The sequence below is a fragment of the Rhodospirillaceae bacterium genome, assembly GCA_018660465.1.
In the GTDB taxonomy this organism is placed as follows: domain Bacteria; phylum Pseudomonadota; class Alphaproteobacteria; order Rhodospirillales; family JABJKH01; genus JABJKH01.
Window position 1 is genome coordinate 1 of sequence record JABJKH010000034.1, and the last position, 25,903, is coordinate 25,903.

26 protein-coding genes are annotated in these 25,903 nt (G+C 50.8%); 16 read left to right on the top strand and 10 right to left on the bottom strand.

All coding sequences use genetic code 11. The features are described 5' to 3' along the window. Positions 1-180 precede the first annotated feature (180 nt). The gene (locus tag HOM51_05910) at positions 181-891 is read right to left on the bottom strand and encodes a glutathione S-transferase (GenBank protein ID MBT5034039.1); all 711 of its coding nucleotides are present in this window, start codon (positions 889-891) and stop codon (positions 181-183) included. Next, the gene (locus HOM51_05915; protein MBT5034040.1) at positions 884-1,891 is read right to left on the bottom strand and encodes a rhodanese-related sulfurtransferase; all 1,008 of its coding nucleotides are present in this window, start codon (positions 1,889-1,891) and stop codon (positions 884-886) included. The genes HOM51_05910 and HOM51_05915 overlap by 8 nt, the downstream gene beginning before the upstream one ends. A 98-nt stretch (positions 1,892-1,989) precedes the next feature. Here HOM51_05915 and HOM51_05920 point away from each other — a divergent pair, with 98 nt between their 5' ends. Next, positions 1,990-2,235: a ParB N-terminal domain-containing protein gene (locus HOM51_05920; GenBank protein MBT5034041.1), complete on the top strand. Its 246-nt coding sequence runs from the start codon at positions 1,990-1,992 to the stop codon at positions 2,233-2,235. Position 2,236: 1 nt separating this feature from the next. Here the strand turns inward: HOM51_05920 and HOM51_05925 are convergent, their stop codons facing one another. The 5 genes from HOM51_05925 to HOM51_05945 all read right to left on the bottom strand — a co-directional run bounded on the left by HOM51_05925 (position 2,237) and on the right by HOM51_05945 (position 7,415). Further along, complete coding sequence (locus HOM51_05925) at positions 2,237-2,800, bottom strand: hypothetical protein (GenBank protein MBT5034042.1); 564 nt, start codon at positions 2,798-2,800, stop codon at positions 2,237-2,239. A gap of 61 nt (positions 2,801-2,861) precedes the next feature. Beyond that, positions 2,862-4,010 carry an MFS transporter gene (locus tag HOM51_05930; GenBank protein MBT5034043.1) on the bottom strand — a complete coding sequence of 383 codons (1,149 nt, stop codon included), beginning with the start codon at positions 4,008-4,010 and terminating at the stop codon, positions 2,862-2,864. 13 nt (positions 4,011-4,023) lie between these two features. Continuing rightward, complete coding sequence (locus tag HOM51_05935) at positions 4,024-5,706, bottom strand: thiamine pyrophosphate-binding protein (GenBank protein ID MBT5034044.1); 1,683 nt, start codon at positions 5,704-5,706, stop codon at positions 4,024-4,026. Between the two features lie 22 nt (positions 5,707-5,728). Next, complete coding sequence (locus tag HOM51_05940; GenBank protein MBT5034045.1) at positions 5,729-6,697, bottom strand: cyclase family protein; 969 nt, start codon at positions 6,695-6,697, stop codon at positions 5,729-5,731. 25 nt (positions 6,698-6,722) lie between these two features. Continuing rightward, complete coding sequence (locus HOM51_05945) at positions 6,723-7,415, bottom strand: TetR/AcrR family transcriptional regulator (GenBank protein MBT5034046.1); 693 nt, start codon at positions 7,413-7,415, stop codon at positions 6,723-6,725. A gap of 235 nt (positions 7,416-7,650) precedes the next feature. Between HOM51_05945 and HOM51_05950 the strand changes: the two genes are divergently transcribed. The 4 genes from HOM51_05950 (at position 7,651) to HOM51_05965 (ending at position 11,925) form a co-directional block, all read left to right on the top strand. Further along, a complete protein-coding gene (locus HOM51_05950) occupies positions 7,651-8,748 on the top strand; it encodes a C4-dicarboxylate TRAP transporter substrate-binding protein (GenBank protein ID MBT5034047.1) in 1,098 nt (365 codons plus the stop codon). 76 nt (positions 8,749-8,824) lie between these two features. Next, positions 8,825-9,358: a TRAP transporter small permease gene (locus HOM51_05955; GenBank protein ID MBT5034048.1), complete on the top strand. Its 534-nt coding sequence runs from the start codon at positions 8,825-8,827 to the stop codon at positions 9,356-9,358. After that, complete coding sequence (locus HOM51_05960) at positions 9,358-10,755, top strand: TRAP transporter large permease subunit (GenBank protein ID MBT5034049.1); 1,398 nt, start codon at positions 9,358-9,360, stop codon at positions 10,753-10,755. The genes HOM51_05955 and HOM51_05960 overlap by 1 nt, the downstream gene beginning before the upstream one ends. Positions 10,756-10,758: 3 nt before the next feature. Further along, positions 10,759-11,925, top strand: coding sequence for a mandelate racemase (locus tag HOM51_05965; protein ID MBT5034050.1), 1,167 nt, complete (start codon positions 10,759-10,761; stop codon positions 11,923-11,925). Positions 11,926-12,061: 136 nt separating this feature from the next. Here HOM51_05965 and gdhA read toward each other — a convergent pair whose 3' ends face one another. Beyond that, positions 12,062-13,432: an NADP-specific glutamate dehydrogenase gene (gdhA, locus tag HOM51_05970; protein MBT5034051.1), complete on the bottom strand. Its 1,371-nt coding sequence runs from the start codon at positions 13,430-13,432 to the stop codon at positions 12,062-12,064. A gap of 519 nt (positions 13,433-13,951) precedes the next feature. After that, the gene (locus HOM51_05975) at positions 13,952-14,353 is read right to left on the bottom strand and encodes an SH3 domain-containing protein (GenBank protein MBT5034052.1); all 402 of its coding nucleotides are present in this window, start codon (positions 14,351-14,353) and stop codon (positions 13,952-13,954) included. 326 nt (positions 14,354-14,679) lie between these two features. Between HOM51_05975 and HOM51_05980 the strand changes: the two genes are divergently transcribed. The 3 genes from HOM51_05980 (at position 14,680) to HOM51_05990 (ending at position 18,772) form a co-directional block, all read left to right on the top strand. Beyond that, positions 14,680-15,942 carry a sel1 repeat family protein gene (locus HOM51_05980; GenBank protein MBT5034053.1) on the top strand — a complete coding sequence of 421 codons (1,263 nt, stop codon included), beginning with the start codon at positions 14,680-14,682 and terminating at the stop codon, positions 15,940-15,942. 142 nt (positions 15,943-16,084) lie between these two features. Further along, the gene (locus HOM51_05985; protein MBT5034054.1) at positions 16,085-18,046 is read left to right on the top strand and encodes a hypothetical protein; all 1,962 of its coding nucleotides are present in this window, start codon (positions 16,085-16,087) and stop codon (positions 18,044-18,046) included. A gap of 15 nt (positions 18,047-18,061) precedes the next feature. After that, positions 18,062-18,772, top strand: coding sequence for an RraA family protein (locus tag HOM51_05990; GenBank protein MBT5034055.1), 711 nt, complete (start codon positions 18,062-18,064; stop codon positions 18,770-18,772). Here HOM51_05990 and HOM51_05995 read toward each other — a convergent pair. After that, positions 18,769-19,260 (bottom strand): hypothetical protein, encoded by a 492-nt coding sequence (locus tag HOM51_05995; protein ID MBT5034056.1) that lies wholly within the window; start codon positions 19,258-19,260, stop codon positions 18,769-18,771. The two genes, HOM51_05990 and HOM51_05995, sit on opposite strands and share 4 nt — an antisense overlap. Positions 19,261-19,382: 122 nt before the next feature. On the opposite strand from HOM51_05995, the gene HOM51_06000 reads away from it, so the two are divergent. The 8 genes from HOM51_06000 (at position 19,383) to HOM51_06035 (ending at position 25,902) form a co-directional block, all read left to right on the top strand. Further along, positions 19,383-19,673: a hypothetical protein gene (locus tag HOM51_06000; GenBank protein MBT5034057.1), complete on the top strand. Its 291-nt coding sequence runs from the start codon at positions 19,383-19,385 to the stop codon at positions 19,671-19,673. Between the two features lie 80 nt (positions 19,674-19,753). Then, positions 19,754-20,494, top strand: coding sequence for an AzlC family ABC transporter permease (locus HOM51_06005; GenBank protein MBT5034058.1), 741 nt, complete (start codon positions 19,754-19,756; stop codon positions 20,492-20,494). After that, on the top strand, positions 20,487-20,816 hold the full coding sequence (locus tag HOM51_06010) for an AzlD domain-containing protein (protein ID MBT5034059.1): 330 nt from the start codon (positions 20,487-20,489) through the stop codon (positions 20,814-20,816). Before HOM51_06005 ends, HOM51_06010 begins: the two co-directional genes overlap by 8 nt. 154 nt (positions 20,817-20,970) lie before the next feature. After that, positions 20,971-22,206, top strand: a complete 1,236-nt coding sequence (locus tag HOM51_06015) for an amino acid ABC transporter substrate-binding protein (GenBank protein MBT5034060.1) — start codon at positions 20,971-20,973, stop codon at positions 22,204-22,206. A gap of 108 nt (positions 22,207-22,314) precedes the next feature. Then, positions 22,315-23,217: a branched-chain amino acid ABC transporter permease gene (locus HOM51_06020; GenBank protein MBT5034061.1), complete on the top strand. Its 903-nt coding sequence runs from the start codon at positions 22,315-22,317 to the stop codon at positions 23,215-23,217. Then, complete coding sequence (locus HOM51_06025; GenBank protein ID MBT5034062.1) at positions 23,214-24,269, top strand: branched-chain amino acid ABC transporter permease; 1,056 nt, start codon at positions 23,214-23,216, stop codon at positions 24,267-24,269. The genes HOM51_06020 and HOM51_06025 overlap by 4 nt, the downstream gene beginning before the upstream one ends. Continuing rightward, the gene (locus tag HOM51_06030; protein ID MBT5034063.1) at positions 24,266-25,012 is read left to right on the top strand and encodes an ABC transporter ATP-binding protein; all 747 of its coding nucleotides are present in this window, start codon (positions 24,266-24,268) and stop codon (positions 25,010-25,012) included. The genes HOM51_06025 and HOM51_06030 overlap by 4 nt, the downstream gene beginning before the upstream one ends. Then, positions 25,012-25,902: an ABC transporter ATP-binding protein gene (locus HOM51_06035; protein ID MBT5034064.1), complete on the top strand. Its 891-nt coding sequence runs from the start codon at positions 25,012-25,014 to the stop codon at positions 25,900-25,902. Before HOM51_06030 ends, HOM51_06035 begins: the two co-directional genes overlap by 1 nt. Position 25,903: the final 1 nt, after the last annotated feature.

The following is a 25,903-nucleotide window of genomic DNA, read 5'->3' on the forward strand; positions in this document are numbered from 1 at the left end:
ATGAACGACGGCGGCGGGGGCGTTCGTGGTCGCTGCTTCTGATTTAGAAATTATGTGGGCGAGCCCGATTTGCCTTACACCCTCTTTTCGCCCGCCCTGACCAAAATATCTGCTTAGGGTCAGAAGCAGACCCAATCGCTAGTCCAATTTGACTTCCGCTTACCGCCCTACAAGCAGACATCATAGCGAATAATGCCGCCCCCAATCTTGATCTGGAAACAACGGTTCCGGATCCCCCGCCCCCCAAACCGGCCATTTTTTCATAATGCTTTGAAATAGGTCTGAGGTTAGGTGTCCCTCTAGCCAATTTTGCAGATTCGATAAGGGCTGCTTATCGAACCAGTCTCGGTCTGTGTTGGCGAATTGGCGGATGAAGGGGAAGGTGGCAAAGTCGGCGAGGGTTGGTTTGGTGCCGAAGAGGTGTGCTTGGGTGCTTAGGCGGTCGTTTAGGGTGATTAGGATATTTGTGGCTTCAGCGCGGTGATCGACTGAATTTGGCTCTTCATCGTATCGGGTTGCGTATTTGTAGCGGTCCAGGTGGTGTTTGAAGGGGCCATCCAACTCAGTAATAAATGCTTTCATGTCTGTGAGGGTGCCGATTTCCGGAGAAAGCCAATGTTCGGGGTCCTCTCGGTCCAAGGCCCAGAGCATAATGTCGAGGCTTTGTTCCAGCACGCGACCGTCGATTAAGTGGAGGACGGGCACGGTTGCCTTTGGTGAAAGAGCTGTCATTTCTCGGGGCTTATCGCGGAGAACAATCTCACGCAGCCGACATTGTTGGTTGGCGACGGTCAGGGCCATACGCGCCCGCATCGCGTAAGGGCACCGGCGAAAGGAATAGAGCGTGGGGAGAGGCCGTTCGAGCCTGCCCTTATTTTCTCTCTTAGTCATTGGACTCGGCGGCGTAATCGTGGCCGATGTGCGTCTCGCCCCGTTCGTCTGCGAGTTCTACTTGTCGCTGGCGGGCTTGATAGCGCTGCTTTTGTTTCTCGTCCGTCGCGTCATGGCACTTGGGACAACTGACGCCGGGCACGTATTTCGCTGAGGCCTTATCATCGTCATCAATGGGCATACGGCAGGCGCGGCACATATCGTAGCTGCCCAATTCCAGATCGTATTTTACAGAAACCCGCTGATCAAAGACGAAACACTCCCCATCATACAAAGAGTCATCTTTGGGGATGGTTTCCAGGTATTTGAGAATGCCACCTTTCAGGTGAAAGACTTCATCGAAGCCTTGTTGTTTGACGAAGGCGGAAGCTTTTTCGCAGCGAATGCCGCCGGTGCAGAACATCGCGACCTTCTTTCCGTGAGTTTCTTGGGATTTGAACCAGTCCGGGAACTCGCGAAATGTCGTAGTTTTGGGGTCGATGGCGCCTTTGAAGGTACCAATGCTGACTTCATACGCATTCCGGGTGTCGATCAGGACGACGTCGGGGTCGGAGATCAACGCGTTCCAATCGTGCGGGTCGACATAGGTGCCAACGACCTCATTCGGATCAATGTCGGGGACGCCCATGGTGACAATCTCTTTTTTCAGTCGCACTTTCATACGGTAAAAGGGATTTTCCACAGCGAAAGATTCTTTGTGTTCCAAGTCGCCGCAGCCGGGCATGTGTCGGATATGGGCCAGGGCTGTATTGATGCCGTCCCGTGTTCCGGCGATGGTGCCGTTGATGCCTTCCTTGGCCAGCAAGATGGTGCCGTAAACGCCCGCGGTTAGGCAGGCCTCCAGCAAAGGCTCTTTGTGAGATTCAAAGTCGGGCAGGGCCGTGAATTTATAGAGCGCCGCAACAATATATCGGGCACTATCAATGGATGCAGCGGGGGACGCGGAAGCAGTCAAAGCGAAATGTCTCCAATTTTGAACGAAGCCTTCGCTAAAATACATTTAATGGGCCATTTCGCAATCATCTAGCGGTGTGTTTCCATCCCTGTGAAAACTGTCTACTCTCAATTTAGCCTTACATTTTGATTGGGACGTGTTGAATGAAAGAAGTGCCTCTGAAGGTGGATGAGATTTATGTGCCCACCAAACGTCGAAAAACTTTCGAAGAGGATAAGGCGGAATCGCTGGCAGAGGATATCTTGGAAAACGGTCAACAGCGCCCCATTCAGGTGCGCCAAGGGAAGGGACGGCTGGTCCTGATCGAGGGCCTCCATCGTCTAGAAGCAGTAAAGTTGCTCGGCGAAGAAACCATCCAAGGCTACATCGTTAGCGCGCGACAGTTCTGAATTATTTGGCCTGGCCGACAAAGGCCGCGTTCGCTTCCTCAAAATAGCGCATGTTTTTTTCGATGTCGTAGGGACATTCGGTGAGAAATTCCGAATCCCATTCGCTGCGCTCAATCTCAAAGAAATCGCCGCCGTATACGTGGATTGCGCCGGTAACGCGGGGAATTGGATTGGTCACGGAATGGATGATGTCCTGGCCCAAGGGCTCAGCATCTCTTTCGCATAATGCCTTTGCACCCGCGGCTTCGACCTTGCCGTCATCCCGGCCGGGCAAACGCCGCCAGAAGATATTATCTTCGCGGCCAGTATAAACGCCGATCACCGCCCACATTCTATGGTTGTGCGGCATAAGAGTCATTTTCGGTGCCCACAGCACATTAAGAATGGTCAAGTCATCGGTATGATAAAGCTTTTGTACTTCGCCCCGTTGTGGCTCACCCAAGCCAGCAATCACGGAGGCCGGATCGGAAACAGCTCTGGCGACGACTTCTCGGGCTGCTTTATGGTCGTCACTTTCCGCCTGTGCTGCGCGGCAGTCATCAATGAATTGATCGAGATCGAACATAAAAACGGCCCTTATCAAACCCATGGAAAGACTTTTATTATAACAAAACCATATGATTTTTCTACGCTTGCTTGATGGCGTGACGGCTATACCAGAGTGTCACCATGATCATTATAACACCCGCTGTCACGAAGGCGTGGATGAAGCTGAAGTTATCAATTAGATAGCCGAATATCTGTGCGCCAACGGATGTCCCTGTAAATATAGCTAAAGAAAACAAAGCCATAGAAGTTCCTTGTGTCCTGGGGGAAACAACTGTGGCGTGGGTTTGAAGTGTTAAATGGAACATGTAGAAGCCTAATCCAAGAATTAAAAATATAGGGAAGAGCCCCATGGGGGCCTGAATGTAAGCCAGGCTCAGGTAAGCCCCGCATGAGAGCACTCCGCCAAAAATCAGAAATTGAAATTGAGAAAATAACTTTAGCAGACGTTTGACGCTAAGCGAGAACATTAATCCGCCGATGCCAAATCCCGACAGTAATAATCCGATATGGGTATAGCTGAGATCAAACCGGTCTCGCATCAGGGCGCTGGCAAATCCAATCGCGCCAAACAGAGCGATCCCCTCAACAAAGTAAACGATGAAGATGTGCCTGAATGATTTTGAATTCAGCAAACTGGTATAGTTGCTCAAGCGAATTTGTGCGCCGTTGTTGATTTCAGGGGGCGCTCGACGGGTATAAATAGCGTAGCCCAGTACCCCGCCGCTAAGAATCGTGAGCCCGCCGAACACACGAAACAAATCTCGCCACCCGATCCAGTCAGCGACGATGCCTCCAACGGCGACGCCAAAGACATGACCGATCATGATGCCCGACATATAGCGCGCCATTTCCGTCTGGCGGTTTTCGTAGGCGACCGTGTCGGCAATATAGGCCAGGGACAGGGGCACGCTGGCGGCCATTGCCGCACCGGACAGGGCGCGAAAGAACGACAGCATCGCCAAGCTTTCCGCATAGGCGCAAAGGTACGTGGCCGAGCCCCCCAAGATAGATGAAATGAAGACGACCTTCAGCTTTCCGAAATGGTCACCAAGCCCGCCATGGATCAACTGAAACATTCCATAAACGATTGCAAAAGCCGTGATGACCATTGCGGTATCGCCGATGCTGACCTGAAATGTAGTAGCAATCTGCGGTAAAACGGTGTCGGCGATGCGCAAGACCGCCGACACCATAAAACCAATGGTCGCGAGAATAAAAAGGACCATCTTATTTGGCGCTTTAACTCGCGGCTAAGGGTGCCTGAGCATCAATATCCGTAACCACGTCGATGATGACAGGACGGTCCATCTTCAACGCTTTTTCCAAGGCACCTTTGATTTCCCCTGGGTTTTCTACTCTGATTCCAACAGCGCCCATTTCTTCAGCGATATTAGCAAAGTTGACCTTGGAGAACGTCCACATTTCTTTAGCCTGCTCGGTTTGTTCGCCGCCATAGGCGCGGTCGAAGCCGCGCTTGGATTGGTTGCCCGCACCGTTGTTGTTGACGACGATGACGGCATTGATCTTCCAGCGCACGGCAGATTCAATTTCGGCAATATGGTACCAAAACCCGGCATCGCCGGTGAAGCAAACGACGGGGCGGTCCGGCAAGGCGCATTTGACACCTAAGCTCGCCGGAAACGCCCAACCCAGGTGGCCTGCACTGCGCATGTAATTTTGGGTGGTGGACTTCAGATCATACATGCCCCCCATCCACATGCCAGCATGGCCTGTGTCAACAACGACATAGGCGTCGTCTGGCAAGTAGTCGGTAAGGTCCTGGCACAGACGCTCTGGCCTAATAGGAACGGCGTCTGAACGCAACTCATCTTCATGCTTGGCGCGCCATTCGCCTTGAAGTTCCTTGATCCGTTCGACCCACACAGTACGCGAAGCCGCGGTCCCAGCATCAGACAAATCGACCATGCGGGCCAAGGTGACTTTGGCATCTCCCTGTACGGCGGCTTGCAGTGGATAGTTGCGACCAATGGATTCAGGTTCAATGTCAATTTGAATGGCCGGCCTGCCGATTTCGGGAACCGCCCAAAAATGGGTTGTCATACCGCCGGTTTCAGTACCAATGAAGCAAACAAGATCGGCTTCATTGACGGCCCTGTTAGCAGATTCCCGTGAGTACGTGCCGACAACGCCGCCAGACAGCGGGTGGGTGCTTGGGAAGGTGTCTTTGCCGTTTAGGGATGTTACGACGGGGATGGCGAGGCGTTCGGCCAAGGCGACAAGTTCTGCTCCCGCACCGGAAGCCTTCACACCACCGCCCGAAACGATAATCGGACGCGCGGCCTTTTGCAGAATATCTACAGCCTTTTGAACCGACGCGTCGTCAGGTGCTGGCCGGAAGGGGGGAACACTCGCAAAGGTATCTTCGGTAATGGCTTCGTATTCGCATTCCCCTTGATCGACTTGGCCTTCATTGCCGCGAAATTGAAGATGGACTGGACCCGGACACCCAGATACCGCCGTTCGGAAGGCTTGGCGGACCATGTCGGGGAAGCGTCCTGCTTCATCCACGGTTACGTTCATTTTTGTCACGGGCTCGAAGGCAGGAACGTCGTCGACTTCCTGATAAACCTTACGGAACTTCGTGTGTTGGTCCCGACCGCCAGTCATGGCGATAACCGGCGAATGCGCCAAGTGGGCATCCCGCAATCCAGCGGCCACGTTCAAGGCACCGATGACTTGCGCCATGCAAATGCCGGGCTTTCCCGAAGCACGGGCATAGCCATCTGCCATGTAGACCGCTGATTTTTCGGAATGAACGTGCAGACGCTTGATGTCCGTCCGATTTTCAATTTCCATCATGGTCCGCCGGAGTACGGCAGGGACCATGAATATATGCGTGACGCCGTAAGACTTGAGCATATCTGCCAAGACAATTGCGCCGGTTTCCATATTACTACTCATTGAAACTAATCTCCGTCTTATATTATTTGATCGCGAGCGGGTTGATTGGCGACCCAACGGCTCCGGTAATGGGGATGGCAGGGGCCACAAACATAAACTCGTTCACCCCATCTTCGGCGCAATCGTCGCCAATTTCTTTGAGGGAGAAAATTTCGCCCATGGTGATGCCCATGATTGGAATGGTGATCCAGTGCCACGGCTGATTAATACCTTCCTCTGACTCGTTCGGGCGAACTTCACAGCCCCAAGTGTCACTGGCGATGGCGGCGATTTCGTTTTGCTGAATCCATTCCAAGGTTTCGAACGCAAACCCGGGGGCATCACCCCCAGGGTAGCCGTCCCAGCTGCCGACCTTTTGACAGGCTTCCATTTGACCGGTTCTGACGATGACAAAATCACCGCGTTTGACCTCGATGCCATGGTTCTTGGCTGCGTCGTCCAAGTCTTGGCAGGTAATGCCATATCCATCATCTAACCGTTCGACGCCTTTGGTGCGGGGGATGTCCAATAAGATGCCGCGTCCGACCATTTTATTTTTGGTTTTCTCAATACCGCATTTCTGGGCGCCGGCGGAGGTCACTTCACGGACGTCGTAGCCGTTCCACATGGTGTCTTCGTAGAACACGTGGCCCAAGCCGTCCCATTGGGTGCCGCATTGCAGGGGCATCGTGACCATGTCGTCAGCCGCGCGAATGCCGCGCTTGTCGAGCACGCCGGAATAGGCATCGGTGCCGGTTCGGAGCATCGTATGAATAGGGTTGGTGCGGCCCATGGCGGGGTACTTTGTCTTGGCACCTTGGGGGCCGGAAGAATCAAAGTTCAAGGCCAACGAGATCACTTTGCCTTTTTTGATGAGCTGAGCGGCAGCGATAATATCCTCGGGCTCTGTAAAGTTCAGCGTACCGATTTCATCATCGGGTCCCCATTTTCCCCAGTTTTTGTATTTTTCGGCGGCGTCGGAAAGGTCCTGACGGGTGATTTTTTTACTCATTTTAAGATAACTCCCAAATTTGGATTTAAGTGGTGAAAAGGGTTGGTGGTGCGCGGAACATTCCGGCCAAAGTCGGCACGAGATGCTCCACAGCGGCGTGAAGATCAGAGGGGTCACAGGTATTGTCAGTGAGTGATTGAATACGTCCTGGCCCAGCAACCGTATAGACCATTACGCCAAGCAGGGCATGGAACCGCCACTGCACGTCGATTTTTGAAAGATCGGGAAGGGCGTCGCTTAGGGCCTTCATATAGCGGTGGCTGCTTTCATCGAAGCAATCCGATAAAAGCCGTACGGCGAGGTCTGAATCATCCGTCGTCAGGCGAGCCCTCAGGCGCGCAAATTGTTCGCCAGCTTCTCTGGTGTCTGCACCGCCAAAGAAACCAGGCTCGATGAAGGCTCTAATAATTTCTTCCAAGCGGGTCGCCTCATTTGGTTTATTAAGAACGTCATCCAGTCGTTGCATGCGTTCGTCTGCCACGCGCTTGGCACGATGGGCGAAGACTTCTGCGATCAGGTTTTCCTTAGAACCAAAATGATAGTGAGCGGCGGCGGTGTTGGCGCCAGCTTCTGCGAGAATGGAACGGAGCGAAACGGCCGTAATTCCATGGTCAGAGAACATTTTTTCGGCTGTGTCGATGATGGCCTGGCGCGTTGCGTCGCCAGCTTTGGCCATGCCGGAGGCCGGTTGTCGCGCGAAAGCGGAACTTTGAGCCATAACCGTTATCCCCGATTAATCAAATTCTGAAATAATCATCATACTTTCTATCACCTAATTCAAGAGGTTGATTGAATTAGGTGATAGAAAAAATAAAATAAGTATGCTTTTTGAGAATTGGCGATATAAGATTGCGGCCTACTCGCGGAGGGATTAGCTTAAAAAACCTAAAAGCGAACAATGTGATCTGGGTATCATGTTGGAGATTAGCACACGAATTAACAGGAGGATTTCAATGAATAATTGTAAATTTACGGGCATTGTGGGACGTCAAAGTATTATGGCAGGTCTTGCGGTGGCTGTGGGGTTAAGCCTTGGCGGTAGCGTGGCGGCAGAGGCCGATACGATCAAGTTCCGCGCAGGTTCCGGCCATCCGCCGGTACTGGCCTATGTAGATCAGTTTAAGAAGTATTATATTCCCGAAGTCACCAAGCGCGTGAAAGCCGCGACCGGGGATAAGCTTAAATTTACCCAGCACTATGGTGGCTCCGTCGCCAAGTTGCCGGAAGTTTTTGATGCGGTTGAAAATGGTTTGTTGGACATCGGACTTTTGTCCGTTCCGTTCGAGCCGCGTAACCTATTCATGGCTAACTATGCTTACAAGGTTCCATTTGGACCGGAAGATCCAGTTCGGGCCGGAGAGATTGCACGTATTCTTTATGATGCGATCCCTGCGTTTAATTCTTCTCTTGAAACCAAGAACAACACGGTCTTGGCGGTTATGGCGGCGAGTAACTATCAGATCGCGACCAAGAAACCATGGAAGACATTAGCCGATTTGAAGGGTCGGAAAATTCAGGCTGCTGGTCCGAACCTGCCTTGGTTGAATGGTACGGGCGCAGTTCCTGTTCAAGGTGGATTGGGTGGTGCTTACAACAATCTTCAGACCGGTGTCGCAGAGGGTATTCTTATGCACTATCAAGGGATTAAGGCGTTTAAGCTGTTCGAGCCTGCGCCTTACATCGCGAAGATTGATTTTGGTGCCTTGCCAATCAACATGCTGACCATGAACACCAAGAAGTTTAACAAGCTTCCGAAGAAAGTTCAGAAGATCATGGTCGAAGTTGGCAAGATTTATGAAATCAAAGTCAACAAAGCCAATGCCGCTCGCGACAAGACTGCGGTCAAAGCGATGGAAGCGAAGGGTGCTAAGATCCTGCCAATTTCCGAAGAGGTAAAGCAGCAGTGGGCGAAGTACCTGACGAAGGTTCCAAACGTGGCCGCTGCTGAGGGTGATAAATACAATCTTCCAATGCGCAAAGCGTTGAAGATGTACATCAAAATCCTGAAAAAGGATGGCAATAAAAAGATGGACGCTTACAATTTGAAATAAGCAAACGTCTCTAAACTCAATGACACCGACCGGCGGGAATAAAACCGCCGGTCGGTGCTAATTACAAAAGTACAATATGCAATTAATTAGACTATTGGAGCGGCTGAACCGGGGATTGATGGTGTTCGCCGCTTTCTGGGCCTTTTGCTTGGCGATTAATATTTGCCTCGACGTGCTGGGCCGGAGCGCCTTTAACCAGCCGCTTACCGGGACCCACGAGATCATCAAGAACTCCGTCGCCATGATCACGTTTTTGCAAGTCGCTTACGCGGTTCAATCCAAGTCCATGCTGCGTGCTGATTTTTTAACTCATTTATTCCCGCCGATGTTAACCCGCGCCCTTGGTGTTTTTAGCTACTTGATGGGCGCTGCGATTTTCGGCCTGATCGTCTATGCCTGCTTTGATCCTCTATTCACCGCGATTGAGCGTCAGGAATTCGAAGGCGACGGCGCACTTCGTATCCCGGTTTGGCCGACCTATTGCGTGATAATTCTTGGCAGTTTCCTGGCCGCCGGCAGTTACCTTGTTTTGCTGGTGCGCGAAATTACCGGCGAAAATGATGCCACACCAGACTCCGGAACGCGAAAAGCCGAAATGGAGGGTATCTAATGTTCGAAATGGAAATTGCCTTTCCTGTTCTAGGCTTGTTGCTGATCATGGTGTTTGCTGGTGTACACATTGCCATCGCATTAGCTGCGACCAGTTTGCTCGGCCTCTTTCTCGTTACGGAGAGTTGGGACATCACCATCAATACATTGGCGCGGACATCGTTTGAAGGAATGCGTGGTTATATCTTCGCGGCGTTACCGTTGTTCATGTTGATGGGGGAATTCATTTCCCGATCTGGTGCGGCACAGGACCTTTATATTGGCATTAACAGGGCGCTTCGGCGCATTCCAGGACGCTTGGCCCTGGCGACTGTCTTGGGGAACGCGGTGTTCGCGTTTTTGACGGGCGTTAGTATTGCAGCAGCTGCGGCCTTTACCCGTATTGCCTACCCGCAAATGAAAGCATTCAAGTACGATCATGGCTTGTCGCTGGGCGTGATTGCCGGGAGTTCTTGCCTGGGCATGCTGATCCCTCCGAGTAACTTGATGATTCTTTGGGCGATTTTGGTCGAAGAATCAATTGGTCATCTTTTCCTGGCCGGGATTGTTCCAGGGCTCATGCTGACGGGGTTATTCGTCACATATGTTCTTATCTCCGCGATATTACGACCGGAACTCTATGGCGAAGCGCCACGGGGGGAGGTTGCGCCCGAAACGACAACACCTCAATCTGTCGGCGCGGCAGCGGTGAGCGATGCCCGGTCTGAGTTCGAAGAATACGAAGCCACCATCAAGCCGATAGATATTCTTATCAGCACCCTTTGCGTGATTGGGATGATTGTTTGTGTGTTGGGCGGCATCTGGTTTGGGATATTTACACCGACCGAAGCGGCAGGTGTTGGCGCGATCCTCTCGCTGACGTTTTCCGTTACAATCAAGGGGTTGCGCGGCAAGGATATCGTTGATGGTATCTTGCAGGTTGGACGAACCTTGGCCCCATTGATGGTCTTGATCTTGATGGCTCTTTTGTATTCTCGGGCCTTGGCGTTGACCGGGATCGGTGGTGCGATTGAAGAATACTTTACCGAAAACCAGTTCCCGCCCTGGGTCGTCTTGTTGTTCATGATCTTCGTCTGGTTCTTGTTGGGCATGATCATTGATTCAAAATCGATCATGTTGATTACAGTGCCGGTATTCGCGCCCTTGGGTGTGTTAATCGGATATGACCCCATCTCCTTCGCGATCATCGGTATCATGGCGATTGAAGCCGGGCTGTTGACGCCGCCATTTGGGCTTATTGTCTATACGGTGAAGAGTGCCGCCAACGACAAGGATATGACGGCAATGCGCATATTCGGCGCCTCGACTCCGTATTGGATCATGCTGCTTATTGTCGTGACCCTTGTCGCCATCTGGCCCAATCTTGCGATTGGTCTCAGCAAGTATGTGATGGGCTAATCCATGCGCATTACGGAGATTCGAGAGAAGGCTGTAAAGCTGGATGTGAACATACGCAATGCGGTGTTCTCCTTCGACGACATGACGACATCTATTGTCGCCGTGATTACAGATGTGATCAGAGACGGCGCCCCCGTCGTCGGGTTCGCTTTTAATTCGACGGGTCGTTATGCCTGTGGCGCGCAGATGCGGGATCGCTTGATCCCTCGACTGTTGCGCCAAGACCCCGACAGTTTAATCGATCCAACGTGGGATAATTTTGATCCTGACTCGGTATTGAAGGCCATGATGTTCGGTGAGAAGCCGGGCGGTGACATGGAGCGTTCGGTCGGCATCGGCAGCATTGAAATCGCGCTCTGGGATGCAATGGCGAAGATCAAAGAAAAACCGCTTCACGCCTTGATTGCTGAGCGTTATGGCGACGGCACAACGCCGGAGAAAATGTTCTGCTATGTCGGTGGTGGATGGTATTCACCGGACGAAACCGAAGAGAGCCTCAAAGACGAAATGCGGGCATACTTGGATAGCGGCTATACTCAGGTCAAAGCCAAGGTTGGCGGACTTCCCATTGATGAAGACGTTCGCCGGATCGAGACGATCCTTTCGGTCCTTGAAGGCGGTCATCAGTTGGCGGTTGATGCGAATTGTGGGCTGAGCCCGGATCTGGCGCTGCAATACGCGGAACGGATGAAGCAGTTTGGGCTGCGTTGGTTTGAAGAACCGGTCCATCCCATCGACTTTGAGGCGACCGCGGCATTTGTCGAGGCCTATGGACATCCTGTAGCAACGGGAGAGAATCTATTCACCACCGAAGACCTCCGAAATCTTCTTCGTCATGGTGGTTTCCGTGCGGGGACGGATGTGCTCAATATTGATGTGCCGCAAAGCTACGGTATTGGCACCTGTGCCCAGTCCATTGAGATGGCCAAAGTAAACGGTTGGGACGCTTCAGACGTCATTCCCCACGGCGGCAACCAAATGTCGCTGGCATGTGCTTTAGGATTTGGCATGGGGATGTGTGAATCCTATCCGAACGTCTTCGGCGTATTCTCTGGCTATGACGACAGCGCAACAATTGAGGATGGTTACCTGCTAGCACCTCAACGGCCCGGTGTTGGGTTCGAAGGTCAGAATGCGCTTTATGCCTTATTTAAAGAGCTTTTGGCTTAAGCAAAAAAACGGCCCCTACAAAGAGGGGCCGTAAGGGCATTAGGTACAGGATGACATGCTTAAATGTCATCTCCTTTTTAGATGTTAAAACCCACCCCGTAATTGACTTGAGTCAAATCAGGGTGGATTTCATGAGTTAGACAACGCCATACGCCATCATGGCATCGGCGACCTTGGCGAAACCGGCAACGTTTGCGCCGGCCATGTAATCGACCTTTCCATCCGCGCCGGTACCGTATTCGACGCATTTGTCGTGGATGCCCTTCATGGTGTCGTTCAGAAGTTTCTGAAGTTCATCTTCTGACCAAGAAATACGTGCGCTGTTTTGGCTCATTTCCAGACCCGAGACAGCAACGCCACCAGCATTGGCAGCCTTACTGGGGGCATACATAACACCAGCGTTCTGAAATGCGTGGATTCCGTCAATTTCTGTCGGCATATTTGCGCCTTCGGAAATTGCGACCAAGCCATTGGATATCAGCTTCTTTGCGTCATCCGCAGAAATTTCGTTCTGGGTCGCGCACGGGAGGGCAACGTCAACAGTCGCTTCCCAAGGACGCTTTCCCTCATGAAATTCCATACTGGAAAACTTATCCGCAGCCTCTGATATCCTGCCCCGTTTGACAGTTTTCAAGTCGATAATATAGGCGAGTTTCTCAGCATCAATGCCTTCAGGGTCATAAACAAATCCCCCAGAGTCTGAGAGCGTGACGACCTTTCCGCCTAATTCGGTGGCTTTCTGCGCCGCGTATGTTGCGACATTGCCAGAACCGGAAATTGCGATAGATTTGCCGTCAACAGAATTGCCAGCATGCTTCATCATGTTTTCGAGCATGTAGACTGTCCCGTAGCCGGTGGCTTCGGTTCGGATCAAGCTGCCGCCGAATTCCAAGCCTTTGCCGGTCAGGACGCCAACAAACCTATTGGTAATACGTTTGTATTGACCGAACATATAGCCAATTTCCCGAGCGCCGACGCCAATGTCACCGGCTGGAACGTCCGTATCTTCGCCGATGTGTCTATAAAGCTCAGTAATGAAGGATTGGCAGAAGCGCATGACTTCGTTATCCGATTTACCTTTAGGATTGAAATCGGCTCCGCCCTTGCCACCGCCCATAGGTAATCCGGTCAGAGAATTCTTAAAGGTCTGCTCAAATGCCAAGAATTTAAGAACGCTTTGGGTAACACTGGGATGGAAACGAATACCGCCTTTGTAAGGGCCAATCGCGTTGTTGTTTTGAATTCGATATCCTCGGTTAACGCGGATATTACCCTCGTCATCTTCCCAGCAAACCCGGAACGAAACGACCCGGTCCGGTTCCGCCAAGCGTTCCATGATTTGCATGTCATGATACTCAGGCTTGTCTGCGATATAGGGGAAAATACTTTGTGCGACCTCGTAGACTGCCTGATGAAATTCAGGCTCTCCTGGATTCCGTTTCTTAACACCGGTTATGTATCGTTCAAGATATTCCTGAGTTTTCTCAGGCGACGCGACTTTTGACATCAGAGCCTCCCTGTAAATCACTGTCCTAATTCATTAGGTGTGAATATGTTTTTTTGTTTCGTATTCGGGAAATGAGATGGGAGCCCTTCGGCAGGTTTACCGTTGAGTTGTTTTTATTGAGCCCATCGTCCCCCTTAAACCAACACCGACAGGGATTGTGGGGGAAGCAGAACCAAGATGCAACCATAGAACGCTTTCTAGAGGGTCGGTATCTTCAACCGCCCTGTTCGGAAATACGCATTACGAGCTTATCTTGGTCGCAGGTTGTTTCGTAAGAAAAGGGCACTTTAAACTAATAATTTAAAATAACTGTATATCAGTTAAAACACTAAATAATGAATAAATACAATATATTACATTAAAAACAAACTTCTTAAATAAGTGATGAGTGTCACTGATTTAAGAAGTTGAACAGTCTAAAACATACTCAGTGAGCAGCAAACTCCCCCCGCTGCTTACGACACCTAAAACTTACCGGCCCGAAAAGGGTCGGCGTTTTTTTTTGAAGTAAGAGAATTGTTAACGGGAAAGGGAAGTCGCGGAAACGTATCCCGCACGTCCATCGAAACGGACAATTTCATACCAAGTTGCATTATTTGCGTTTATTTTGCCGGTAACCTGAACCCGATCTCTCAGGGTTAACATTCCCACTTTCATGCCTGATTCTGAAGGGGCCTGCCGTATGGCAGTCGCTTTGGAAACAACCATTTTCGCGCTCATCGGGGTGACGTCGTAATGAGTCTTACTTTGATCTCTTTGCTTGTTCCAATTGATGTATTGGGTGCCTGATAAGGAAGATTGAAACAGGACTTGGGATAACGCCTCCATGACGACTAAACTTCCCAAGATTACACCTAGGATCATGAACAAGAGCTTTGTTCCTGACGTAGGCGGTCCTGGATGTTGTCTGGTTCGTGCCATTTCTATTTCCTAATACCGTTTTCTTAAGTCAGCGGACTCAACGTATTCAGTAATTAAGAACTCAAACCACGTAAGGCGTAATAATAACAGGAAGTCGAGAAAATTTCGACTAAATCTTGTCGCGTAATCTGAGCAATTGTCACATATTGATTTCAGTATTCGATTAAATATATTTATTTATCCTTAAATTTGTTGTGTTTAGTTCAGTTTAAAGGTCGTCAATATTTGTTTTAATTTAGATAATTTGTTTAAGGCAAAAGGTGGTTCTCGCCGGGCGCTTCCGCTATTTTGGATTTCTACTTAAATTTCAAAGGGCCCCCGTGAATATGCGCCGGAGACAACGTACGAGTCTGATTTTGGTTTCCCTTTTGGTGCTGACCTCGGTTTGGCCTGCTTTCGCCCAAGGTCCCAATCAGGAAATTGCCAAGCAAAAAGGAATCCACCACGGAATGGTGCTTTTGACCGTGGACCCTGGCGATATCTCTGATTTTGACGTCAACGTTATGGCCGAGGCACCGGCACTAAAGAAAATCCGCACGGCGCTCGACCTTATTTACAATATGTCAGAGTTCAGTCGGCAAAAAATTGAACTTCTGAAGAAGGCAGGGAGGGTGCTCGTCGTTTATAATCCGCGCTTTCCTGATCGAAAGAAAACAGCAGCGCAGTTGCTGTTGGCTGTTTTTAAACCATCGTACTTTCGTAAACCTGGTGCCAAGGGGCCGCCTAAAAAGGATTTCCTGATTATCGTTAGCCGGCTCGGCATTCAATGGCCTGTTCGGGAATTAGCAGCTGTTCTTGTGCATGAGTTGGTCGGCCACGGCATTCAGCATTTGCGCGACCGACTTAAGACCATGCGGCCCATGGACTTGGAATGCGAAGCCTGGATGTATCAAGAACGCGCACATCAGGATCTTAAGCTCGATAAGCTGAAAAAGGACATGGTGACGTTTCGGGTTCAGTTGGAACGGGTGAACTGCGTCGGCTTTCGAACCTACCAGAGAAAGAATGAACCTGCGGAATTCAAGGTCTGGGACAATCTTAATCCCGATGTAGATCGCTTGCTGATTTCTTTCGAGCGCTATCTGACGCACCTGCGGGTGACGGGAGAGACTGGGCGGGCTCTGAAATATAGAAAGGATGTCAAGGCGGCACGTTTGGCAAAATTGTATGCGGAAGGCCCGCCCGCAGCTCAATTCAGCATTGGCATGCGCTACCGCCAAGGGATAGGCGAACCCCGTAACGATACAGTGGCCGCCAAATGGCTAAAACGTGCAGCTCGCCAGGGCCACGGTGAAGCCAAAGTAGAGTTGGCCAAGATGTTCGCTAAGGGGGAAGGGGTTGAGAAAGATCAGCGCGCCGCTAAAAAGCTTTACTACGAAGCTGCAAAGCTCGGCCTAAAATCAGCCCGCGACGTGATCTTAATCGATGCTAAAGCAGGCCGGGTCTGGGCTCAATTGAGCCTGGGGACGCTGTATGAATTGGGGCGCGGCGTTACGAAGGACCTAAGGGAAGCGGAAAAGTGGTATGCTCTAGCGGCAAGGAACGGCAATAAACTTGCCAGGGAGCGGCTTAAGCAGCTAAGGAACTAGGCGGTTCCCACCCAAATATTTGCCATATCAGTAATGCATCTTGACATGACTAGCGTTAATTTGTTCATGTATTGGTATTCAAGTAATAGCTTTAGTTGATAGTGCTTGGTGTTTGCAGGCTTTGATCGCAGGAGGGAAATATATGTTCGGTAAATTCCTGGGCATGCGGCGCATTTTCGCGGGATTGCTTTTTATTAGTGTTGCAATCGGCAATGTGGGTGTGGCTGAGGCCGTAAAGTTTAAAGGTAAATATGCGGGAATTGAGCTGTACACATCACCCCCTAAACCAGGCGTCAAGTATGACGAAGACGTTACACCTCCCGGCCCTGCACTTAAAAAAATTAAAGCGGCAATTGATCTAATTTATACCAAGTCTTCGTACAGCGCCGGCAAAATAGATTTTCTTAAAAAACAAGGCCGAGTGGTCATGGTCTATGATCCTCATATACCTGATCCTGATCAGGCGTCGGCGAGCATGTTGCTGGCAATTTTCCTACCGTCGTATTTACGGGATGGCGATACCAAAGGGTCGGGTTCTACGAAAGATTTTATTGTCGGGGTTACGCGGATCGGAATTCTTTGGGAATTGGATTTCCTCGCGTCGGTCATTGTCCATGAACTGGTTGGTCACGGTATTCAGCACCAGCGTGGACGGATCGACACAATGCGGGAATTGGATATCGAATGCGAAGCATGGCTCTACCAAGAACGCTCCCTGCAGGATTTTGGTTTGGATAAATTTTCCAAGGAAATGGGGCAGTTTCGAACCCAGTTGGAAGATCGCGAATGCTCGGAGTTCAGGCGCCATCAAGCAAAAAAGTATCCGAGCGCCTATAAACTATGGGACGAAACCAACCCAGATGTACCCCGGTTATTAGCCAATTTCGATAAGTACTTGGGTGATATCCGAGGGACGACGACAAAGGCTGCTCTCAAATATCGGAATTCGGAGAGGGAAAGTAAGCTAGCAGGCATCTTTGCCGGTAAAGACGTTGAGAGAATATATCAAGTTGCCAAGAATTTTACCGTCGGCATCGGGTTTGAGCAAAATGATACGAAAGCGGTTCGCTGGTACGAACGGGCCGCGGAATTAGGACACAAGGAGGCTCAAACCCAAGTTGCGAGGGCCTATACCTATGGCCAGGGTGTACCCAAGGATTACAAAAAGGCGGCGAAATGGGTAGCACTGGTGGCGAAGGGCGGTGCTGACTGGGCGCAATACACTTATGGTATATTTTTAGAGCATGGTTATGCGGGTGAGCCGGATTTGGTTCAGGCTGCGCATTGGTACCGACAGGCTGCCAACCAAGGAAATGCGGATGCCAAAAATAATTTGGGGACTTTCTTTCGATGGGGGAAAGGCGGGTTAAATAAGGATTACACAAAAGCTGCTGAATTATTCATTTCCGCCAGGAACGGGGGCAATCCGCTCGGCACGGCAAATCTGGCACGGCTACACCGATACGGGCGGGGCGTAAAAAAGGACCCGGCACGGGCCGCAGAACTTTACCAAGAGGCCATAGAGAAAGATGTCAGGTTTGCGTACTATGAATTGGGCGAGCTATATCGCCGTGGACAGGGTGTAAAAAAGAATTTTAAACGCGCCCGGTCACTCTTCGAAAAAGGCGCAGACAAAGGCGATAAGTTCGCCAAAATTGGTTTAGCAAAGCTCTATACGCGCGGACAGGGCGGACCGAAGAAGCTCGACGAGGGCCTGAGCATACTACGCAAACTCGGCAATGGTCCGAACGCGAAGGCTCAGTTGGCACTGGCGAAAATCTACTGGCGCGGGCGCGTCGTTTCCAAGGATTTTAAAAAGGCGGAAAAATGGTACCGCAAGGCCGCCAATCGCGGGTCAAGAACTGGCATGGCGGCACTCGGGTTCATGTACCTCAAGGGCAGGGGGATTAAGCAAGACTACAAGAATGCTGCCAACTGGCTCCAAAAAGCTGCAAACAAAGGCCATCGTAACGCGCAGTATCTTCTGGGCACTCTCTACGACAAAGGAAACGGTGTTTCCAAAGACCCGGCTCTCGCGTTATCTTGGTTCAAGAAAGCCGCGTCGCGGGGACACAAAAAGGCGAAAAAACGCCTGAAGATGTAGAAAGGCCCACTTATCATGACTGAAGACCATTTATCCGCTGCCGAATTGGCGGCGTTGCAGGCATTTGATACGCCGACGATTTGTAATGCGCTTGAACTTGTGACGCCTGAACGGCGCGGGTTCGGTTATACCACGAGCCCGCTCGTAGTGGCGCATCCTGATTTACCGCCGATGGTTGGGTATGCCCGGACTGCGACGATCCGAGCCAAGGAAGTTTCTCCTCTAAAACCCGAGGCCTCCGCTCAAATACGGCTTGATTACTACAAGCACATGGAAGGCGGGTCAGAGCCTGGGATTTGCGTAATCGAGGATATCGATGATGAGCCGGGTTACGGTGCCCATTGGGGTGAGGTTCAGACGAACATCCATAAAGGGCTTGGATGCCTTGGCGTTGTCACCAATGGCAGTGTGCGCGATATTCCCGATAGTGCGCCGGGATTTCAAATGCTGGCGGGCGAAATCGGGCCGTCACACGCGTTTGTTTATGTCGTTGATTATGGATTGGAAGTGACGGTTGCGGGAATGACTGTTCGTCCGGGGGATCTCATTCACGCAGACATACACGGTGCTGTGGTGATTCCGTCCGACGATGTTGCGCGGAAAATCCCAGCAGCTGTGGACTTAATCTCCCGGCGGGAAGCGGTTTTGATCGGGGCCGCGCAAGCCGATGGCTTTAACTTCGATAAGCTAGCTGAAGCAATTAAGGATTCAGGCGAAATTCACTAATTTGCCGCGTGCGCGTGTTTAGCCCGCCAGACCCAAGGTTTCTCGAACGACCCTGACCACATGGCGCGGCCTTTGGCGCGGGATTTTGCTTCGACTGCGATATAGTTCTTGGTGACTTTGCGGTCGACGAAGGCCCATCCGGTATGGACCATATTGAGACTAAGATCGATATCTCCCGTGGAGCACTTAGCGACAATGCTGCCGTCTTTGTTTTCAGATACAGGGGTGCACTTAACGTGGGCACCCGCTGTTAAGTCCATCAAGCCGGTTGCCGATAAATGTCCGCAATTGACGGTTTTGTTGCGCCACTGGCAGGTCTGTCCCTCTTCGAACGCGTCTATGCCATAAAGGTGGACGCGCTTGCCAGCGACGACAAAGGTATCTCCGTCAATCACCGTAGCAGTTCCCGAAAAATCAGCACTGTGCGCGGCGTTTACAGGCAAACTCAGGACGGTTACGGTGAGCAGGGCACGAAAGACGAAGTTCATCAGTATGTTCCTTGTCGACAATGACGTGACATCAAAGGTACATTTTTTTACCTACACCGGCGAATGACATTATGGTGAGCTAACGTGAAGGTACGAACGGCGATAGGGGGGTAAGGGGCACAGTGGCGGAAACTCCGGAAGAGCGACTGGATCAGCTATTCGACTCCTTCGATGAAGCGGGCGTGCCGTCCGTGCGGGCGGAATTCGACCTTGGTCGATTGGGAACGAATGGGACACCCTCGCAGACCAATGCGGCTGCCGTTTGGCTGAAGAATAAAGCTGAAGCCGCTGAACAGGATCAAAAATCCTTTCGTCGGAAACAAACCCGCCGCTGGCTGTTCACAACGTTTATCGCATTGTTGGCGCTGGGTGTTGCCGGGGTGGCATTCATTCTGGCAGCGGGTCAGCCATGATTGGCTCTGTTGTAAACGCATAGCTGACGCCTGCAAATTTTCGTTGCCGTTTTATCGGAACGTTCGGATAAAGTTAGGGTATGGCAACGTCATCTGATCCTATTCTAGATTTTGGATCTCCCCAGCGCGCCTTTTGGGGCGGCGCATGGGAGGGATTGGGCATACCCGCATTCGTGTTGTTTATCAGTTATGTCGGCTTCGGTGTTCTGATCAGGGAAATGGAACTGCCAATATGGTTCGGACTGCTCTCCACATTTAGTGCCTGGGCTTTGCCCGGACAGATCGCCTTGGTTGAATTATCGACGGTCGGCGCGTCGATGTTGGTTATATTTCTCGCAGTATTTCTGACCAACGCACGACTGTTGCCCATGGTCGCCGTCTTTATTCCCTATATAAGGGGCCAGGGAACGGCATCGTGGAAGTACTACGGCGCGGCGTTCTGGATTGCTGTGACAGCTTGGCTTCTGTGTATGAAAAGGTGTCCGGATTTACCCGAAAACCAGCGACTTTCATTCTTTGTAGGTTTCTCGAGCTTAGTATGGAGTGGCTCAATTGTCGGAACTGCTGTGGGGTATATGGTGCCTGACCTTGTCCCCAAATCTGTAACATTGGGGCTTGTTTTCATTAACCCGATATATTTTTTAGTTATGTTTGCCGGGAATCTTGCCAACAGGGCTTGGGCGTATGCGTTGGGAATTGGTGGTGTGTTGGGTCCAGCTTTACATCTCGTGTCACCTGATTGGGGACTGTTAATTACAGGGCTGGTGGCGGGTACCGCCGCGTATTTCATCGATCAATTGGTGAGGGCGCGCAATGGATAATAGCATTTTGTTGCTCTACATTTTATTAGTTGGGGCATTGGCGACCTATCTCCCGCGCGGTATGGGAGTGTTTATTTCTGGGCGAATTCAGCCAAATGGGCCGCTATTCAACTGGTTTGGCTGCGTGGCCTATGGCTTGTTGGCAGGCTTGGTAGCCCGCATGATCGTGCTTCCCATTGGTCCTTTAGAAGAAACGTCCCTGGGGCTGCGGGTGTTATCAGCGGCCTTGGCTGTGGCGGTATTTTACCTGTCCCGTAAGAATGTTTTGCTGAGTATTATCTCTGGAATAGGCCTTTTATCGTTGGGAATTTGGCTCGGATAAATAGATCATTTGAGAATTATTATTACCAACAACGAAAAAATCGTATTGCAGAACACCAAGACTGGGCTAGTATCCATGATCAGTACGAGCAACTGCCTATCGAAAACGATGGTCGGGCTGGTGCCGAGTTTTTTATCTCAGGGAGAAATAAATCATGTCTAACTATTCGAAATTCACGGGCGCTCTGTTTGCCGGTGTCGCTGCGACAGCGATGATGGTAGGTGGTTCGGCCGAAGCTAAGGTAGAAGGCGACACAATCACTCTTGGTTCCGCCATTTCTGCTACGGGAAAATATTCGACCAATGGCATCCACGCGATGAACGGTTACAACTTGGCTGTCCAGGTTATTAATAAGACTGGCGGCGTTAAGGTTGGCGGTAAGTCGTACAAGCTTAAGATCAAATATTATGACGATGAATCCACGCCTGCTCGTGGCGCGCAGCTTGCTGAGCGTTTGATCAAGCAGGACGAAATTCAATTTATGCTTGGGCCCTATAGTTCTGGTCTGACCAAGGCCATCGCGCCGGTCAGTGAGAAATATAAGATTCCTATGGTTGAAGCTGAAGGCGCCTCTCGGTCGCTGTTCACGCAAGGCTATAAGTATCTATTCGCTGTGTTGTCCACGTCTGAACAGTATCTCGCTAGCTCAATCGCGTTGGCGGCTGAAATTGCTAAAAAGAACGGCAAAAAGCCTGGCAGCGTCAAAGTCGCCATGGCATTTGAGAACGATCCGTTCTCGCTTGACGTTCGTGCCGGTGTTGTTGATGACATCAAAAAGCATGGCTTGAAAATCGTCATCGACGACAAACTGCCACGCGATCTGTCTGATATGACTGCGACATTGACCAAGGTTCGTGCCTTGAAGCCTGACCTTCTTTTGGTCTCTGGCCACTCTAAGGGTGCGGCAACTGCAGCTCGTCAAATCAAGGAACTCAAGATTAAAGTTCCGATGATTGCGATGACGCACTGTGAATCTGCCAAAGTCATCTCGAAGTTTGGTGCCTCAACCAACGGCTTCCTGTGCCCGACCCAATGGGCGGAAACATTGAGCTATTCCGGTAAGGCTTTTGGTACGGCTGCCAAGTATGACGCGCTCTATAAGAAGAGCTTCAAAGGTTACAAGAACGTTCCTTATCAAGCAGCACAGGCGTCTGCTGCTGTGTTGGTTTGGAAGGACGCGTTTGAGCGGGCTAACTCCTTTGATCGGGAGAAAATCCGTGTCGCTTTGACGAAAACCGACATGAAAACCTTCTATGGGGGCATCAGGTTCTCGAAGGTTGGTAATAATGTTGCGAAGCCGATGGTTCTTCGTCAGATCCAAAATGGGAAGCTTAATGTTGTTGCGCCGTCTAAGTGGGCATCACACAAAGTTATGCACCCTCGGAAGTAATCTGAGTTCAGATCGAGTTTTGATTTGAAAATACCTTGAAATTGGCCGCCCTTGCCGCTAGGTGGGGGCGGACAATTTTTTTAATCCCTGCTAAGACAGGAATTTACAATGCTTGATAACCTTTCCCTTCTTGTTCAGGCGCCGTTTCTTAACATTCAATTGTTAATGGACGGAATGCTTGTTGGATCCATATTTGCACTTGCGGCGTATGGTCTTGCCTTGGTTTGGGGTGTGATGAACGTCAAAAATCTAGCGCAGGGCGATTTTGTGATGATAGGTGGATATATCGCCGTCACGTGTGCGCAGTCTGGACTCCATCCTATATTTTCTCTGCCGATTGCAATTGTTCTGATGTTCGGTTTCGGATGGATTACCTATCATTTGATCATTAGCCGCGTTATTCACCGCGACATGTTCACGTCGCTCCTGGCGACTTTTGGGCTTGCTTTGTTCTTGGCGCAGGTCATGAACTTGATTTGGGGTCCGGATGTTCAAGTTGCTGAATCGGGAATGGAAGTCGGCAGCTATTTTGACGACAACGTCACAGTCTCTAACATTAAATTAGTGGCATTCCTGTTGGCGGGATGTTTGGCCGGGGCAATTGTTTTGTTCATGCGGAATTCTCGTATGGGACAAGCGATCCGAGCAACGGCACAGGATCCTCGGGCCGCGAAGGTCATGGGCATTGATACTGAAAAAGTTTACGCATTTACCTTTGCTTTGAACTCCGCAATTTGCGGCGCGGCGGGGGTTTTGATCGCGATGATCTGGGTTATTCAGCCGTTTTACGGCATTACCCATTCCATACGGGCCTTCGTAATTGTTACGGCGGCGGGATTGGGTAATTTGCCTGGCGTGATCGCAATGGGACTTGGTTTGGGCGCTGCCGAACAGTTCTCCGGGTTTATATTCGGGGCCGAACTGCAACAGGCGACGGTGGTTGGGCTTCTCATCGCGGTCTTGATCTGGCGTCAAATTGAAATGAATCGTACACGACAGGTTGTCCAATGACTTTTAGTAAAAAAGAGACACTTCTCTGCCTGTCGGTTCTTGTTTTCGGCGTTGCAGGACCACTTCTATTTCCTAACTATACGTTCCAGATTGCCGTCCTTTGGATGATGGTGGTCTTTGCCCAGACGTGGGATACGTTGGGTGGACAAATGGGTTATAACTCGCTGGGGAACATCTTTTTCTTCGGCGCGGGTATGTATATTTGCTCGGTCATACAGATTTCTCTTTACTACGATATTTGTACGTACACGGCCCATTCAGGCGCGGTGAAAGTCGATTTCACGCCCTATCAATATTTTTCGGGACTTGCCGTCGGGCTTCTCGCTGCGGGAGCTTTTTCAATTGTGTTTGCTATAATCTTTGGCTGGGCCATGTTCGGATTGCGGGGGCCTTACTTTGCAATCGGAACCTTAGGTGTTGCGTTGGCCGCAGGCGAAGTTATTGGTGCCTGGGACTGCATCGGCGGTGGCGGCGGAATTTCACTTCCGCCGTATCCCGGTGAGCCGGATACCCGATCTTATTTCTTCGCTATTTTGATGTTCATATTGGCGGTTATTACCTTCACATTTTTGAAGTGGTTGTATTCAACGCGCTTCGGTTTGGCGATCAACGCAATACGCGATGATGAGTCGAAGGCCGAAGCGATGGGTATTCAAACCAAGCTTCACAAAATGTTGGCTTGGGCGTCGTCTGCCGTTCCGCTTGCAATCGCTGGCGGTATTTTTGGCAATATGACGGGCTTTATCGAGCCCCTGGAAGTCGCGTTCCCAACCGTTACCTTTGGTATCTTCATGGTGGTGATGGTGCTGTTGGGCGGCAAGGGGACTCTTTGGGGACCCATCCTTGGTGCCGTTACCTTCCATGTGGTGAAGGAACTGACCTGGACGTATTTGCTAGGCTTACAGTGGGTTGCCTTAGGTGCCTTCATCGTAATCTTAGTTGTCTTCTTCCAACAAGGACTCGTAGGGTGGATGCAAGACAAGTGGCCTGAGAGGTTTGGTATTACGGTGGATGAGCGAATGAGCGTGGAAGAGAAGGAGGCCGCGTCATGAGCAGAACACTGATTGAAGTTACAGGCGTATCCAAATCTTATGGCGGGGTTGTCGCGAACAATGACATCAGCCTCTCTGTGAAAGAGGGAACGATTACCGGCTTGATCGGCCCCAATGGTTCCGGCAAGACCACGTTGTTTAACTCCATCGTCGGATATCACCCGATTGATGGTGGGTCTATTAAGTTCAAGGACCAGGAAATCTCTGAATTACGGGTGCCGCAAATTGCCCGGCTCGGCATGCTCAGGACGTTCCAGCAGACGCGAATTTATAGTGCTATGGATTGCGTCCATAACATGATGATTTCAATTTCTCACCGGGAAACAACTTTCAAGGAAATGTTCACCAAGCACCCGCCGGAAGTACGGGAAAAGGCAGAACACTTGTTGGAGTTTGTTGGCCTATATCAGAAGCGGAAACTGATCTCTGGCGATTTATCCTTTGGTCAGCAGAAGCTGCTGGAATTTGCCATGGCACTGATGAATGAGCCGGAAGTTCTGTTATTGGACGAGCCGACGGCTGGCATCAACCCAACCCTGATTAACGGATTGATCGATCGATTGGGCCGGGCCGCAACGGACTTTGGCATTACGCTATTTATTATTGAGCACAACATGCGCGTGATTATGAACATGGCAGAGGATATCTATTGCTTGGCGCATGGTGAGTTGCTGGCACAAGGAACGCCAGATGAAATTCAAAACAACCAAGACGTGATCGACGCATATTTGGGGGCGCACTAATGGCCGACGATACAGCGCAAGAGAACGGCGAAGAGAAAAAATCGTTCGGGTACCATACCGGTGACGTGGATACGGTGATTTCCGTTGAAGATGTTAACCGACAGGCTCAGGAATTTGCCGAAGTTATTGATGTGGAAACAATTGCCAAGCTGGCAAATAACGACCCCTTCGTCACTATTGAGCACCTTAGAGCTGGCTACGGCAAGATGGAGATCCTTCACGATTTCAATCTGCAAGTTGGCAAGGGGCAGTCGCTCTGCTTGATCGGACCTAATGGCGCCGGAAAATCGACTATTCTGCATTCGATCTATGGGTTCACTAATATTTTTGCCGGTACAATTAGTTCTGGGCAAGGTGACAGCAAGCGCGACGTGACGGCCTTGTCATCGAACGAAAAGCTCAGCGATGCTGGTATTGCGTACATCCTGCAGGACAAGTCGATCTTTCCAGACATGACGGTGGAAGAGAACTTGTGGATGGGGGGCTTCTTGATGGAGACCCCGGATAAGGCCAAGGAAGCGGCGGAAAAAGTATTTTCCAAGTATTCCCGTCTGGCGGATCGCCGGAAGCATGTGGCAAAAGTACTTTCGGGTGGCGAGCGACGCTTGCTTGAAATTTCTCGCGCCTTGGTGATGAGCCCTGACGTGTTATTGGTCGATGAGCCGTCCATTGGTTTGGAGCCTCGGTTTATCGATATGGTCTTCGAAATTTTAGACGACCTACAAAACAACGAGGGCAAGACCATTATTATGGTCGAGCAGAACGCCAAGAAGGGCCTGGAATTCGCCGACATCGGCTATGTTCTGGTGTCTGGTGAGACAGCAATTGTCGGCTCTGGCGACGAGCTTCTGGAAAATCCTGATGTCGGGCGGCTGTTCCTGGGTGGTTGAT